At 47.6% G+C, this 13,790-nt stretch carries 14 protein-coding genes, 1 tRNA gene and 3 pseudogenes; 16 read left to right on the top strand and 2 right to left on the bottom strand.

Annotated features, from left to right (window positions below; all coding sequences use genetic code 11):
* The first annotated feature begins 202 nt into the window (after positions 1-202).
* From aroD to GCWU000342_RS01695, 5 genes are all read left to right on the top strand, one after another.
* Positions 203-985 carry a type I 3-dehydroquinate dehydratase gene (aroD, locus tag GCWU000342_RS01715; protein WP_006905466.1) on the top strand — a complete coding sequence of 261 codons (783 nt, stop codon included), beginning with the start codon at positions 203-205 and terminating at the stop codon, positions 983-985.
* On the top strand, positions 978-1,727 hold the full coding sequence (locus GCWU000342_RS01710) for a shikimate kinase (protein WP_006905465.1): 750 nt from the start codon (positions 978-980) through the stop codon (positions 1,725-1,727). The genes aroD and GCWU000342_RS01710 overlap by 8 nt, the downstream gene beginning before the upstream one ends.
* A 68-nt stretch (positions 1,728-1,795) precedes the next feature.
* The gene (locus GCWU000342_RS01705; protein ID WP_156784466.1) at positions 1,796-1,993 is read left to right on the top strand and encodes a hypothetical protein; all 198 of its coding nucleotides are present in this window, start codon (positions 1,796-1,798) and stop codon (positions 1,991-1,993) included.
* Positions 1,994-2,600: 607 nt separating this feature from the next.
* Positions 2,601-3,122 carry an SMI1/KNR4 family protein gene (locus GCWU000342_RS01700; RefSeq protein ID WP_006905462.1) on the top strand — a complete coding sequence of 174 codons (522 nt, stop codon included), beginning with the start codon at positions 2,601-2,603 and terminating at the stop codon, positions 3,120-3,122.
* A 135-nt stretch (positions 3,123-3,257) separates the two neighbouring features.
* Positions 3,258-3,464, top strand: coding sequence for a hypothetical protein (locus tag GCWU000342_RS01695; RefSeq protein ID WP_006905461.1), 207 nt, complete (start codon positions 3,258-3,260; stop codon positions 3,462-3,464).
* A gap of 63 nt (positions 3,465-3,527) precedes the next feature.
* Here GCWU000342_RS01695 and GCWU000342_RS01690 read toward each other — a convergent pair whose 3' ends face one another.
* Complete coding sequence (locus GCWU000342_RS01690) at positions 3,528-3,764, bottom strand: type II toxin-antitoxin system PemK/MazF family toxin (RefSeq protein WP_006905460.1); 237 nt, start codon at positions 3,762-3,764, stop codon at positions 3,528-3,530.
* Positions 3,765-4,014: 250 nt separating this feature from the next.
* Between GCWU000342_RS01690 and GCWU000342_RS01685 the strand changes: the two genes are divergently transcribed.
* Positions 4,015-4,602, top strand: a complete 588-nt coding sequence (locus tag GCWU000342_RS01685) for a type IV toxin-antitoxin system AbiEi family antitoxin domain-containing protein (RefSeq protein ID WP_006905458.1) — start codon at positions 4,015-4,017, stop codon at positions 4,600-4,602.
* The gene (locus GCWU000342_RS01680; RefSeq protein WP_006905457.1) at positions 4,599-5,486 is read left to right on the top strand and encodes a nucleotidyl transferase AbiEii/AbiGii toxin family protein; all 888 of its coding nucleotides are present in this window, start codon (positions 4,599-4,601) and stop codon (positions 5,484-5,486) included. The genes GCWU000342_RS01685 and GCWU000342_RS01680 overlap by 4 nt, the downstream gene beginning before the upstream one ends.
* Positions 5,487-5,563: 77 nt before the next feature.
* Here the strand turns inward: GCWU000342_RS01680 and GCWU000342_RS01675 are convergent.
* Positions 5,564-6,004: pseudogene (locus GCWU000342_RS01675) on the bottom strand (transposase); the annotation flags it as partial.
* A gap of 60 nt (positions 6,005-6,064) precedes the next feature.
* Here GCWU000342_RS01675 and GCWU000342_RS01670 point away from each other — a divergent pair.
* The 9 genes and pseudogenes from GCWU000342_RS01670 to ligA all read left to right on the top strand — a co-directional run bounded on the left by GCWU000342_RS01670 (position 6,065) and on the right by ligA (position 13,778).
* Positions 6,065-6,484 carry a hypothetical protein gene (locus GCWU000342_RS01670; protein ID WP_045000123.1) on the top strand — a complete coding sequence of 140 codons (420 nt, stop codon included), beginning with the start codon at positions 6,065-6,067 and terminating at the stop codon, positions 6,482-6,484.
* A 260-nt stretch (positions 6,485-6,744) separates the two neighbouring features.
* Positions 6,745-8,070, top strand: coding sequence for an MATE family efflux transporter (locus tag GCWU000342_RS01665; RefSeq protein WP_242649961.1), 1,326 nt, complete (start codon positions 6,745-6,747; stop codon positions 8,068-8,070).
* A 37-nt stretch (positions 8,071-8,107) separates the two neighbouring features.
* Positions 8,108-8,566: a hypothetical protein gene (locus GCWU000342_RS10735; protein WP_006905453.1), complete on the top strand. Its 459-nt coding sequence runs from the start codon at positions 8,108-8,110 to the stop codon at positions 8,564-8,566.
* Positions 8,567-8,576: 10 nt separating this feature from the next.
* A pseudogene (locus GCWU000342_RS10970) lies at positions 8,577-8,900 on the top strand (4Fe-4S binding protein); the annotation flags it as partial.
* A gap of 2 nt (positions 8,901-8,902) precedes the next feature.
* A pseudogene (locus GCWU000342_RS10965) lies at positions 8,903-9,253 on the top strand (IS3 family transposase); the annotation flags it as partial.
* Positions 9,254-9,522: 269 nt separating this feature from the next.
* Positions 9,523-9,596, top strand: a tRNA-Arg gene (locus tag GCWU000342_RS01650).
* A 203-nt stretch (positions 9,597-9,799) separates the two neighbouring features.
* A complete protein-coding gene (locus tag GCWU000342_RS01645; protein ID WP_006905449.1) occupies positions 9,800-10,843 on the top strand; it encodes a YesL family protein in 1,044 nt (347 codons plus the stop codon).
* A gap of 31 nt (positions 10,844-10,874) precedes the next feature.
* Positions 10,875-11,672, top strand: a complete 798-nt coding sequence (locus tag GCWU000342_RS01640; RefSeq protein WP_006905448.1) for a pseudouridine synthase — start codon at positions 10,875-10,877, stop codon at positions 11,670-11,672.
* Between the two features lie 78 nt (positions 11,673-11,750).
* Entirely contained in the window at positions 11,751-13,778 is a 2,028-nt protein-coding gene (ligA, locus tag GCWU000342_RS01635) for an NAD-dependent DNA ligase LigA (RefSeq protein ID WP_006905447.1), read from the top strand.
* Positions 13,779-13,790: the final 12 nt, after the last annotated feature.

The raw sequence follows: 13,790 nt of genomic DNA, 5'->3' as shown, positions 1-13,790 counted from the left end.
GAATCATGCATATGGGTGATTTATATGAATTTGCAGGGGAAATTCATATAAAGATGTATGGGAATTGCAGAGAGAAGAAGCTTGTTTTATGATGGATCTAACCGCAAAGCGTCTGTTTGAGAAGGTGTCTTCAACGGATGAGGAAGGCGCGACGGGGGAAAATCTAAAAGAGCTGACAGGTTAGAGCAGGGGGGGGAAGAATATGAGTAGAGAGCTTGTGATCAAAGATATCGCCTTGGGAAAAGGAGTTCCGGTGATCTGTGTTTCCGTGACAGAGTCTGCCCCGGAGGCGATTCTTGCGGAAGCAAGGCGTCTGGTTTCGGCGGGCGTTCAGATGATCGAGTGGCGTCTGGACTACCTTGAGGATCCGGCCAATACCAATGTGATCCGCCAGCTGCTTATGGATTTAAAACCTGTTTGTGAGAATTGCATTCTCCTTGCGACCCTGCGCACCAGCAGCCAGGGGGGGAGAGCCAGACTGGACGAGAAGGCATTTGCCAAGAGTCTGATGGCGGTCGCAACCTCCCATGTGGCAGACCTGATCGATGTGGAGTACTTCTTTAAGAAAGAGGGAGAAAAGGACCTGATCTCCTCGCTGCAGAGGGAAGGCGCCAGAGTGATTGCAAGTCAGCATGATTTTCACAAAACTCCCTCCGCCATGGATCTGATTTCAACATTGCTGACCATGGAGGAGAGCGGGGCAGACCTGGTCAAGATCGCTGTCATGCCTCACAGCAGCGGGGATGTCCTCCATCTTCTGGACGCTTCGTCTACCTTCTCTGAAAATACGCAGACGCCTCTGATTTCCATGGCCATGGGACGGCTGGGGGCGATTTCACGCGTCGGAGGCGAACTCTTCGGCTCTTGCGTCACCTTCGCCTCGATGGGCGCCTCATCGGCGCCGGGGCAGTTTCCGATTGAGGATGTGAGGACGGTCATGGAGATTTTGCACCGCTATTCCGCACCGGAGGACCAGAATGATTAAGAATCTCTATCTGGTCGGTTTCATGGGAGTTGGGAAATCGACGATTGCACGCGCCCTGCGCAGGCGGATCGGCTGGGAGCTTGTGGATATAGATTCGATGATTGTGCGAGAGCAGGGAATGCCCGTCGCGCAGATTTTTGCCGAGAGGGGCGAGGAGGAATTTCGACGGATTGAGTCTGAGACCCTGGCGAGAATATCAGAGGGCAAACATCAGATTATCTCCTGCGGCGGAGGTGTTCCCATGCGTCAGGAGAATATCCGCATTATGAAGGAGAACGGAATCTGCATTCTCCTGACCGCCTCGCCCTATGTCATCTTAAGGAGGGTGGAGAAGGATACCTCCCGACCGCTCCTGCAGGGGAAGAAGACGATCAAGGGCATTTCCGGACTGATAAGAGAGCGAATGCCCTATTATGAGAAGGCCTGTGACGAGAGGGTTTCCGTCAATCGGCGGACCGTTCGCATGGTGGTGGATGAAATTGTCCGCCGTATGACAAAGCGGGGCTATGTCCAAGAGCAAAATCGTGAACAAAGCAGAGAAAAAACTGAGATCAGGGAGCCCGGGGGAGGAAGGCGAAAAGACGGGATCCGAGGAGCCGGAGCGCAAGATCTAAAACAGGGCCAGGGATGGGGATCCGGTGAAAGCAGAGCAACCGGGGATAGAACACAAAAGCGACCCAAGACCGACCAAAGACTCAGAGCGGAGCGCAAAAGTAAGAACGGAGAGCGCAAGGGGGATTAAAAAGTTTTGGGCTTATACGCAAGAGAGATTAACTCAAACTTCCCACATCAAAAGTGGGCTTGCACATTGTGAAAGATTTGAAGAATGTTCAGGGTGTTATGGAGAATGAACTTGGTTTGCTTACTGACGAAGACATTTACAAAGTAATGAAAGACGAGATATGCAACGATAAGTATATCGATCTTCAGGGCATCGGTACCGCAACAAAGGCTGTGACAGCAGCAAAAGCTGGTGCATGGGCAGGTTCAGCAGCTTCGCAGCTCTGATTTTCAACTGAAAATACAGTATGCTACAGCAAGTATGGATTGAGAATGCTTAGCTAACGCTTGTTGTGGCTACATTGTGAGTGTAGAGGAGGGTGATTTCAAAATGGGAAAGAGTGACGGTATTGCAATAGAAAAAAAGAAAGCGTCGGTAAAATCATTGCGAAGGTTATCAGTTCCCTTGCTGTAGGTGCAGTTGCAGCGGTTGGATTTGGATATCTTGTGAGTACAGTGATGGGCTCGATTCTAAAATAATCATTTGTATACTGTGAAATAGTGGTTATTTATGACCATGTTTGGTATGTGATATTGAAGTTAGTAAAGATCTTAATGTAACCAATAAGACCGTTATTAACCGACTTGCAGCACTTGTTAAGAATGGATTTGTTGTTTCTAACATGGTTAAGGAACGTATACGATCCTATGAACTTTCTGACTTTACAAAGCAGAATGACAAGGAAATAAAAAAGCTTTTGAAATAAGATAGGCGCCCAATAGGAGTATCAGAAATTGAAAAATTTATAGGACGGTCACATGAAAAGTGATTAGGTGACGATGAATATATTGATATAATGGAGCCAGATAAATTTGAATTTCTAAGAGGGTTACCATGGAAAACTTTTGGGAAACGAGCAAATATTATACCGAAAACTATGTGGAAGAATCACTTACGGATGAAATGATTACATTCAGTGAAAAGGAGCTGGGATATAAGTTCCCTAAAACTTATATTGAGCTTATGAAAATTCAAAATGGTGGGAAACCAATAAAAAAGTATTGGATAAAGGGAAATCCCAAAAGAAATGAAGTGAGTGAAATTGGTATTACAGGTTTTTTAGGAATAGGAAGTACCAAAAAGAACTCCCTTTTTGGTCAATATGGTAATGAGTTTTGGTTTAAAGAATGGGGATACCCACGAGATATTGGTGTTATCATTGCCGATACAGAATCAGGTGGGCATGAAATGATTTATTTAGATTATCGTGAATGCGGAGAAGGTGAAGAGCCTAAAGTATCGGCATGTTTTCAAGAATATGATTATGAAATTCAAGTACTTGCCAATAGTTTTAAAGAGTTTCTTTCTATGCTGGTATCAGCGGAAGAATTTGAAGAAATACTCTTGAAAGATTAATCTGAAGCTGAATTGTAAACCGAGAATCCTGTCAGGCAGATCTTAGAAGAGACAGACTATAGAGAAGAACTCCGCACCCCCAAACAGTAAGATTTTGAAAATGCAGAAGAAGGGGGAAAACTACGGAAGAAAGAAGTGTACTATCATGGCATCCCTCAAGAAGATTATGATTCGGCTGAGCTTAGGTTGTTGAATTATATGGATATTACAACAGATCCTTCAGGAGATGTAGTAACTATCGAAGAAAGAATTGAAGATATAAAGCAAAGGTATGGAGAAAATTCATATCAAGCTCAAGAGGCCCTTAAAATGGCTGAAATGGTTAGACGAAAATCAATATAAAGGCTATGAATAAAACCCTGGGGTAACGTAAATAATGTTAGACTACTATTGAATTTTCATAGTTCACGGAGCCTCGATACAATCAGGAATATCGAAGCCGAAATAATTCCTCACGGCTTCTTTGATTCCTGCAATATCCCTGGCATCCAGATGTCCGATCCGATGGATCAATCGATCCTTGTCGATGGTCTGCACCTGCTCCGCCTCCACCATCGACCGATACCGGATGAAATCTGAAAACTTGAGAATATAATGTGATTTCAGATGCGGTTTCTTGATTGACGTCGTCATTGGAACCATTGTTACCGTTGGGGAATAGATGCAGCTGTCCCCATTGCGTGATCCCGGTTCCATCCGGGGCTGTGGCTGGACAGAAGTACCATTGTGCCCGTACGTTTCATCGCCCTGCCGTAGCTGTCTGGCATTTAAGACCGGTATGGTTCTCGGAACTTCCTATCTATATTTTCAATTATTTTCTGCAATTATTTTTATCTACCGAATTTAATTAAAATTCTTATCAGGATTATGTATACTCCGAAACAAGGAGGTGATGGTTGTGATCGCGCTTGAGGAAAATCAGAAATACTACACGACCGGTGAGCTGAAAGACAGGGGTTATTCTTACTATAAGATCGGCCGGATGGAAGAAAACGGTCAGCTGCACCGCATTAACAGGACCACATACGAAAACCTCTCATATAAAGGCGATGAGAATGATTTTATTAACGCTGCTGCATATGTTCCGGATGGTGTGATCTGCCTAATGAGTGCCGCCCGATATTATGGGCTTACTAATTTCCTTCCGGATGTAGTCGATATTGCGATCGATCGGAAAAAGAAAGTCAGTACCCTTCCCAGCTGGCCGGAAATCAAGATATTCTATTTTGATCCTTCCCGTATGGACACCGGTGTTACTGAGATTACTGAGGGCGGCGATTCCTTCCGCATCTTTGATATCGAAAAGACTGTCGTTGATATCATTTACTACCGTAACAAGATAGGAATCGAGGAAACGTCAGAGGTTCTACGCAATTATCTGAAAAGGCAGGACCGGCAGATCGATCGGCTGTATACCTATGCCAAAATGCTGCGCTGCGAATCGATTGTAAGAACTTATCTGGAGGTGCTTGTTTCATGAATGCAGATTCTGTCAAGGCAAAGCTGAAGAATTTCGCCGTAAGCTCCGGCTGTACATTTCAGGCTGCACTTGTCTACTATGGTCTTGAACGGGCGATATACCGGATCTCAGTATCTCCCTATGCCGGCCATTTTGTCCTGAAAGGCGGCATCTTTCTATATGCCATCTTCGACAGAAAATATGAGCGTGCCACGACAGATGTTGATCTTCTGGCCAGATGTATCTCAAACAGTGCCGAGAAAATGAAGTCTGTCTTCCGTGATATATTAGCGCAGGATATTGATGATTCCCTTGTTTTTGATCTTGATTCCATTTCGGTGGAAGATATCACTGAATTTAAAGAGTATCATGGACTGCATATCTCGGCAGTCGCTTACCTGGACCGGACAAGGATTCCGATCGGAATTGATATCGGCTTTGGTGATGTGATTTACCCGGATGCCATAGAGATGGAATTTCCTGTGATCCTGGATATGGAAGCTCCTAAGGTGAATGCTTATTCTCTGGAATCTTCGATTGCTGAGAAGCTGGAAGCAATCGTCAAAAACGGTTTCCTGAACAGCCGTTACAAAGATTTCTATGATATTTATGTGCTGTCACAAAAGTATTCATTCAGCTATGAAGAGTTGCACAATGCCGTCAGGGAAACATTCACGAACCGAAAAACCCAAATGACTATGGACACAGCTGCATTCAGCGATGATTTCCTCCATGATCCTATGCATCAGACTAGGTGGAACTCGTTCCTGAAAAAGAAAAAGGCTTTGATTCAGATTCCCATGAATGATGCAATGACTCGGATTAAAATATTTGTTACACCACTCCTGACTCATGTATACGAACCAGTTATTGAATGGAATCCGCAAGATGGGTACTGGAAATAAAAACGTGGATTTTTAGGAACCTTCGTGGTGGCAAGGTTCTTTCGCAAATTCATCTTTGACCACTCAGTATGCGGCTATTACCCGGCCAGTGTATCATCCAGAGCAGCATCCATCTCACGGAGGTGATCTATGTTCATGTAACACTTGATGCCCCAGTCAGAACTGGCTACATGCCGAAGTCTGGCGCAGACAAGCATCAAGGCGCTATTTTCATCTGGAAAGGCTCCAATCGGTCTGGCCCGTCGCCTGATCTCCCGGTTTAGATAATATGAAGTGCAGATCCCGGTCCAGTGTTGACTTGGGAAATCGATAAATGTAAGGGTTTCTTCAATGCTATCCTCGACTTTCTTGTCACCAACGAATAGTTTGACGCCGGATAGACCGCGTTCCTTCAACCATAAAAGGAAGTTCTTCCAACGTTCGCGGTCCTCCTTCATGCCTTCGGCAGCCTCCAGGATATCGCGGTACTCATCCTGATCTACCCCGATTGCAACCAAGATAGAGACATTTTTGGATTCAGGAAAAATCATATAGGATGGTCTTTAATTAGTATTTGTAATATGGGGAATGGTAGGAGAATGTATACAGGGGAAATAACCATAGAAAACAAAATAATCGATAGTGAACATTATTTTAAAATAGTTTATTGTCCTGAGATAAAAGAATATATGCTATGCGTTTATGTTGCTTGGATTGCTGAATATGACAGGTACTATAAAATCGATGAAGGCGATCTCTCGCTTTACGAAACAAACCGGAGTGAGTTTTACGCAAAGTATGAAAAAGAAATCAATGCGAAAGTAACAGAGCGAGTGAAGGGGTCAGCTGCATTAAGAGATTATGATCCTAGTTATTTACCGGATGAAGTACTCGAGACATTGGATGGGTATCCTTCCTTTGATGGATATGTTTATAAAGATGGAATACTTTATGCGAGAGTAAAGATAGGAGATACATTTTTCAGTATCCCGCCAATTAAGGGCGAAAAGCTTTGCTAAAACACCAAGCGATGGAAGATCAGGTAAGAATAATGCACAGGCTGTTATCCGAATGTCCTTTTAAGGGTTAGATGGTTCTATGCATGAACAAACACTAATAAGAAAATTAAAGAGTGACTTGCACCGTGCATCGATATCATATGCACACCCCTCGTAGAAAATGCACCCTGTCAACACCTCTCGAAAAACAATGCGATTAACCTGTTGTGGAATGGGCGGCTTTGAAATAGTATGGAACAGAAATGAGAGGGAGCAATACGATGTCAGATAAGAACTTTTTACAAAAGGTTCTGCGCATTTCCATACCTGTAGCCTTACAATCCATGCTGCAATCTTCCTTTTCCATGATCGATCAGGTTATGGTCGGTCAGATGGGGGATAAAAGTGTTGCTGCGGTTGAAATTGCCGGAAAGCCAGGCTTTATTTATGCGTTTGTCATAGGGGCAATCAGTACGATCACGGGTATCATGATCTCGCAGTATATGGGCAGCCATAACAGAGAGGCAGAGGAAAAAAGCATCTGCGTTAACTTTTTGCTTGTCATGGTAATTGGTCTGACTTTTTTGTCCGTTTTTAGCCTTTTTAAGAATCCGTTTATGGGAATGTTTACGACAGAAGCGCAGGTAATCATAGAAGGCAGTAAATATCTGGGGATTATCTGCTGGACATACATTCCGCTGGGCATCTGTATTATTTTAGGGACGGCTCTTCGATGTCGGGATAAGTCAATCTGGCCACTTTATATCGGCGCTTTCACTGCTCTGCTCAATACTGCTTTAAATTTCTGCTTTATATTCGGGAATTTTGGTGCGCCGCGTCTTGGAATAGCCGGCGCCGCTTACGCAAGTGTCATTTCCCAGGTGGCCGGCGCGCTGATTTCCATCCTGTGTTTTTACAGCTTATATGGACGAATCCATATTTCATTAAAGCTCGGGAAGGAGGGATATTCACAGTACTTTATGATGCTGCTGCCCATTGTTTTAAATGAATTTTTATGGACAGTGGGACAAAGCGTTAACACATACGTTTATGGGCACATGGGAACGGAGGAACTTGCGGGGATGTCATTAACCGGCACTGTTCAAGGATTATTCATGGGAGCGCTGAGCGGTCTGTCGCAGGCTGCCGGGATTCTGATCGGCAAAAGACTAGGATGCAACGAGTATGATGAGGCTTATGAGGAATCCAAAAAGTTATGTGGTCTGGGACTGGCAGGATCGCTGACCTTTTCGCTGCTGTTGATTCTGATAAAAAATCCATATGTTCAGCTGTTTAAGGTATCAGATGATGTTCGCATGATTGGCGCGAATATCCTGGTGGTCTTTGCGATTTTAATGCCTGTAAAGGTTCAAAACATGATACTTGGGGGAGGCGTTATCAGGAGCGGAGGAAAGACAAAGTATATCATGATGATTGATATGATGGGGACCTGGTTGATCGGCGTACCGCTGGCGCTGCTTACAGGATTATATTTCAGACTTCCGATCGTCTGGGTCTACTTCATCTTATCGCAGGAAGAGCTGGTCCGGCTTATAGTATCCGTTTTTATGTTCAGAAGCAGAAAATGGATGCATACACTTCGGTGAAATTGACAAGAGCTGTGGTAGAGAAAACGGAGGACTTATGGTGAAAGATTTTGAGATTTTTGAAGAGGCTTGCAGTTATTTATCTCAGGTGATCCAAGAATTCAAGGAGACCATATCAGCTAAGATAGCTGCACTGGAAAATGCCGACTGGTTCTATGATAAGGGAAGAACAAGAACATGCCGACCCGATGAAAACGGCATGAAAAAACGCTGTAAAGCGGGGGTAAGTTATTCAGTCAAGGTTGAATTGAGGGCAGAGGATGCAGAGAGCATCTGGCAGGAGTTCCATACCTTTTTTAAGGATACAGCGATTGGAGATACCCAGCGGGTTTCAGCAAATGAGGAAATCGGTCGATATGCATTCATAGCAGAAAACGTCAAGGGAGATCGTATTGACTGTAGCATCTATCTGCCCGGTGAATGGAATATCCCGCAGATTTCGCTCTTGCTGTTTGTTGCGCCCAGGTATAGAGGGGAAGATATCTCTGTTTATTAAGCAAAAGTGCTTTGCTGTCGCAAAGATATTCGGTCCTCTGCTCTTTGGAAGGGGCTGGTGCGGATATGCCTGTTGGACAGCGATGGTACTGGATTTCTTGCCTTACAAGCTTTCGACAAAGCCGAGAAAAAGGATTGGCTGGATCAGGTACATTATATTTGCGGCATCTTTGATATTTGTAGCGGTTCTTTTTCTGGCAAAGGTCGGAAATATGGAACGCATTATGTTCTGGGCATTTGTTATCGGAAATACAGTCTACTATGCGGTTGGCATTGCCCTGGCTTATGTATATAAAGATAACCGGGCATTCTGTAAATATATCTGTCCGATAACCAGGCTTACCCGGAGATCGAAGATGCGATCTGCCATAGCGATCGCGGAGTACAGTACACCAGTGATTGCTACCGTAGAGCCGTCTAGAACTGCCATATAACACAGAGCATGAACAGTGATGGTGGCCGTTGCCATGATAATGCTCGTTGTGAGAGCATGTGGGCGAGAATGAAATCTGAACTCTTATATGATCGCTATGACACCGAGAAGATGACTGTAACTGAGCTAAAAGAGCTTATCTGGCGTTACTACATGAGCTACTGGAATAACCGTCGAATCTGTTCCGCAAATGATGGCCTTCCACCCATGGTCAAGAGACAACAATACGATTCATCTTTACAAGAAGCAGTTTAGGGCTGTAAATCCTTGAGGAAAATCTGCCAACCATTATTGACAATATCATTTCTTCAATAAGGTAGATCCCATTGCACCTGATAAACCTGCTTTGGACAAGTCATTTGTCAGACTAACTGCAACACAGAGACCTTCCAGAGTAAACGCAACAGTGTGTTGCATTTACATTGAAAAGTTTCGAAGTAACGAAAGGAGGAGTGACGAAAGGAGGAGGCGATTGACTTTGCTTGAGGCTAGCGTTACTATAAGCAAGTCCGTTCGGATGGTTTGTAGGCGTAGCGTAGCTGGATAACGCATCGGACTCCGACTCCGAAGATCGCTGGTTCGAATCCAGTCGTCTACATTGCTCCTGTAAGACAGGAAATAGTTTAAGGGATATGAGACCGGTTGCCCTGTGCCGCCTGCTTTTGATCAGCGGCGGTATGGGTAGCCGGTCGAATTTGTTTTAGAGCTTTGTCCCGGTGAACGATGCGGATTTGCCCCGGTAGTCGATGGAATCTGTTAGAATAGGGGATGTAGTTTTTAAGCTTCATTTGGGAGAGACTTATGGGGATTTTCTCACCTGAGGGAAAACTGATGACTTCCCTCAACCGCTATGTCGATGTCTTTTTTCTGAATCTCTTGGCTCTGGCGGTCAGCCTGCCCATTATTACGGCCGGGGCTGCCATTACAGCCAAGTACTATGTGTCCATGAAACTGGTTCAGGGGCACGACGTGAAGTTGATCCGGGGCTTTTTTCACTCCTTTAAGGAGAATTTCAAGCAGGCGACCATGATCTGGATCCCGAGCCTGGCCCTCTTTGCCCTTCTGACCTTTGACTTTTTCGCCGCAGGCCGCCTTTTGACGGGATTGCCCATGCGGGGTCTGCAGGCATTCAGCCTTCTGATGGCTTTTTTCCTCTTTGGCTGTCTGCTCTTTGGTTTTCCCATGCTGGCTCGCTTTGAACTGACCAACCGCAATTGGATCAAAAATTCCTTTGCTCTGATGGGACTTCACTTTCCCACAGCCTTTCTGGGCCTGATTCTCTTTGTCGCTCCCTTTCTTTTAGCCTATTTCCTCCCGCAATTTGCCGTGGTGGCCATGCTGATTCCGTCCCTTTTGACGCTTTTTGTCGCGGACCGCTGTGTGGTCTTCTTTCAGCCGCTGATGCCGGAGGGCTATGTGGATCCCGCGGCTCCCATTTTGGATGAATTTCCGGATGAGGACGCCAGTTTCGCTCATATGAGAGAGGAGGCGGAGATGCGCTGGCCCCCTGTGTCGGGCGTCGGCAAGGTCTATCGGGAGAAGAAACCGGAGGAATCTGATGCCGACAGGGATCAGGGCTTGGCTCGGGTGTGCGCCGGGGACGGGCGGGCGACACAGACTGCGCCAGGGCCGTCACGAGATCAGGACTTGGCTCAGGCGAGCGCCGAGGACGGGCGGGCGACACAGACTGCGCCAGGGCCGTCACGAGATCAGGACTTGGTCCGGGCGAGCGCCGAGGATGAGGCTGACCTGGCCAGGGCTCTGGACAGTTCCGAGGCCAGGAGGATTGCCGAAAAGGAGCGCATGTGGGCAGATCCGCATGACTTCCTCTCGTCCGGGAGATGACGGAGAACTGTCAGGAGAAAGAGATAGAGAAATGACATCAGAAGAAAAGAGACCCGGAGCAAAGGACCGGATCCCGGAGCAAGCGGATCCGGCTTCGGGTCAGCGCCTGAATAAGTTTCTGACAAATGCCGGGGTCTGCTCCAGGCGGGAGGCGGACCATCGGATTCGCGCGGGCCAGGTCACGATCGATGGTCAGACGGCAGAGCTGGGACAGAGGGTTCTTCCGGGACAGAGGGTTGCGGTCAATGGAAGAATCATTGAGGGAAAAGAGGAGGAAATCATCCTCCTCTTTCATAAACCGAGGGGAATTGTCTGTACGGCAGAAAAGCGGGAAAAGAATAACATTGTCGATTTTATCGGATATCCCAGCCGCGTCTATCCGGTTGGCCGCCTGGATAAGGAGTCCCGGGGGCTGATTCTCATGACCAATCAAGGGGATATTGTCAATCGCATGATGAGGGCGGCCAATCGGCACGAGAAAGAGTATCAGGTGACAGTAAATCGTGGTATCAGCGAGACCTTTGTCAGGCGGATGAGAGCCGGGATCTACTTAAAGGAACTGGGGGAGACGACTCGTCCCTGTCAGATCCATCAGACCGGCGACCGGACATTTACCATAATTCTAACCCAGGGACTCAACCGTCAGATCCGCCGCATGTGCCATACCCTGGGTTATGAGGTCACAGACCTGCTGAGGGTTCGGATTATGAATCTGCGCCTGGATGGGATCCCGGAGGGAGAGTACCGGAAGATCGGCCGGAGGGAACGAGAGGAACTGAATCGACTTTTAGCCGCTTCTCCATCGATCAGCCGCTACATCAGATCCTGATGATGATCTCTTGAATCATAGACCGAGGGAATAGACAGGAATCCAGGGGCGAGACAGAGAAGCAGAGGAGAGACATCCATGACCTTTGAGACATACCAGGAGCTAATCGATCAGATCAACTATCATATGGATCTCTATTACAATCAGGATAAAACGGAGATCTCAGACTACGAGTACGACCAGCTGATGCAGCAGCTGAAGGCGGCGGAGGCCGAGCATCCCGATTGGGTCAGGCCGGATTCGCCCAGCCAGAAGATCGGAGGGACGACGAAGCGGGAGGCAGGTGTCAAGGTAGAGCACAATGTGCCTATGCTCTCCATTGAGGATGTCTTTGATTTTCAATCGGTGATCGACTGGGTCAAAAAGGTGCAGGAGATGCATCCAGACGCGATATTCTCCGTAGAGCAGAAGATAGACGGACTCTCCATGACTCTTCGCTACAGAAAGGGCAGACTGGAGCTGGCTGAGACCCGTGGAGACGGTCATATTGGAGAAGACGTCACGCAGAATGCCAGGGCAATCCCCCAGGTGCCGGACAAGCTTCCGATCACGGATCCCTATCTGGAGCTGCGGGGGGAGGTCTACATGACCAGGGACAGGTTCGAGGCCTATAATGCCAGACAGGAGAAGGATGAAAAGCCCCTTGCGGCCAATCCAAGGAATCTTGCGGCTGGGACACTTCGCCAGCTGGATCCCGGGATTACCGCCAAGCGGGGCCTGGCTCTCTTTATCTTCAATGTCCAGGACGGAGAGCCTCATTTCATGAGGAGTCAGCTGGACAACCTGGATCGCCTTTCGGCCATGGGGCTTCCCGTGACCTATCACAAGAGGGCGGACAATGCCAAAGAGGTCATCGCCGCTATCGAGGAGATCGGGAAGATGCGCGATCAGTTGGGCTATGACATCGACGGAGCGGTTGTCAAAATTGACCAGATTGCCTACCGAAAGGATTTTCCGGCCGGGGCCAAATACTCCGCGGGACACATCGCCTATAAGTATCCCCCGGAGGAGAGAGTGGTAGAGATGGACCAGATCCTGGTCGATGTGGGGAGAACGGGGAAGCTGACCTTTACGGGACAATTTCATGACGTAAAGACGGGCGGACCTGCCCGACTCTGCGGAACATCCGTCTCCAGGGCGACTCTGCACAATCAGGACTATATCCGACAGATGAAAATCGGGATTGGCGGCCATTACAAGCTCTTTAAGTCCGGAGAGATCATTCCGAAGCTGAACGGCTGTGTGAAGGAGCCAAAAGCTGTCTTTAAAGCTCCTCAGTTCTGCCCTGTCTGCGGAGAGGAGCTGGAGCAGGAAGAGGGAACGGCGGATATTCGCTGTGTCAATCCCTCCTGTCCGGCTCAGATTTCCCGGACCATCGCGTATTTCGCGGGAAGATCCTGCATGGATATCGCCGGCCTTGGACAAACGCTGGTTGACGCCCTCTGCCAGGAGAAGATCACGGGAAGCGAGACTTTCTACCTGACCTCCTATGTGGATATCTATCGCCTGAGAGAGCACAGGGACAGCCTGATCAGCCGGGGAATCCTGGGAAAAGAGAAGAATACGGATAAGATCCTGGCAGCCATTGAGGACTCCAAATCCCAGAGACCGACCCGTCTTCTGGCAGGCCTCGGGATCCGCAATGTCGGCCTTTCGACTGCCGCGGCTTTAATGGCCGTCTATCCTGATTTGATGGATCTGATGCATGCCGGATTTGAAGACCTGCAGGGGATTCCCGATATCGGAGAGAAGACCGCGGCGGATATTGTGCATTTTTTCGCTCACGAAGATAAGCGGCGGATGATGGCTGACTTCAGAGCTCTGGGGCTGACCATGCGAATGCCGGAGGAGGAGAAAACAGAGGCTCTGGCGGGTCTGACCATTGTTGTCACAGGAAAGCTTCCAGGCATGGAAAGATCGGAAGCCAAGGCTTTAATTGAGAAGAACGGGGGCAAGTGTACCGGCTCCGTCTCAGGGAAAACAGACTATTTGCTCGCGGGTGAGGCCGCGGGATCCAAGCTGGACAAGGCCAAAAGCCTGGGGATTCCTGTGATTGACGAGGAAGGGCTCAAGGCCCTCATCGAGGGGAAATTCAAGAGAGAATAAATCCTCCGGTTA

It is taken from the genome of Shuttleworthella satelles DSM 14600, from assembly GCF_000160115.1.
In the GTDB taxonomy this organism is placed as follows: domain Bacteria; phylum Bacillota; class Clostridia; order Lachnospirales; family Lachnospiraceae; genus Shuttleworthia; species Shuttleworthia satelles.
This window is presented reverse-complemented; position numbering and strand designations above follow the sequence as displayed.

Coding starts and splice junctions, on each gene's coding strand:
- aroD (WP_006905466.1), top strand. CDS start 203: ATGAGTAGAGAGCTTGTGATCAAAGATATCGCCTTGGGAAAAGGAGTT.
- GCWU000342_RS01710 (WP_006905465.1), top strand. CDS start 978: ATGATTAAGAATCTCTATCTGGTCGGTTTCATGGGAGTTGGGAAATCG.
- GCWU000342_RS01700 (WP_006905462.1), top strand. CDS start 2,601: ATGGAAAACTTTTGGGAAACGAGCAAATATTATACCGAAAACTATGTG.
- GCWU000342_RS01690 (WP_006905460.1), bottom strand. CDS start 3,764: ATGGTTCCAATGACGACGTCAATCAAGAAACCGCATCTGAAATCACAT.
- GCWU000342_RS01685 (WP_006905458.1), top strand. CDS start 4,015: ATGGTTGTGATCGCGCTTGAGGAAAATCAGAAATACTACACGACCGGT.
- GCWU000342_RS01680 (WP_006905457.1), top strand. CDS start 4,599: ATGAATGCAGATTCTGTCAAGGCAAAGCTGAAGAATTTCGCCGTAAGC.
- GCWU000342_RS01670 (WP_045000123.1), top strand. CDS start 6,065: ATGTATACAGGGGAAATAACCATAGAAAACAAAATAATCGATAGTGAA.
- GCWU000342_RS01665 (WP_242649961.1), top strand. CDS start 6,745: ATGTCAGATAAGAACTTTTTACAAAAGGTTCTGCGCATTTCCATACCT.
- GCWU000342_RS10735 (WP_006905453.1), top strand. CDS start 8,108: ATGGTGAAAGATTTTGAGATTTTTGAAGAGGCTTGCAGTTATTTATCT.
- GCWU000342_RS01645 (WP_006905449.1), top strand. CDS start 9,800: ATGGGGATTTTCTCACCTGAGGGAAAACTGATGACTTCCCTCAACCGC.
- GCWU000342_RS01640 (WP_006905448.1), top strand. CDS start 10,875: ATGACATCAGAAGAAAAGAGACCCGGAGCAAAGGACCGGATCCCGGAG.
- ligA (WP_006905447.1), top strand. CDS start 11,751: ATGACCTTTGAGACATACCAGGAGCTAATCGATCAGATCAACTATCAT.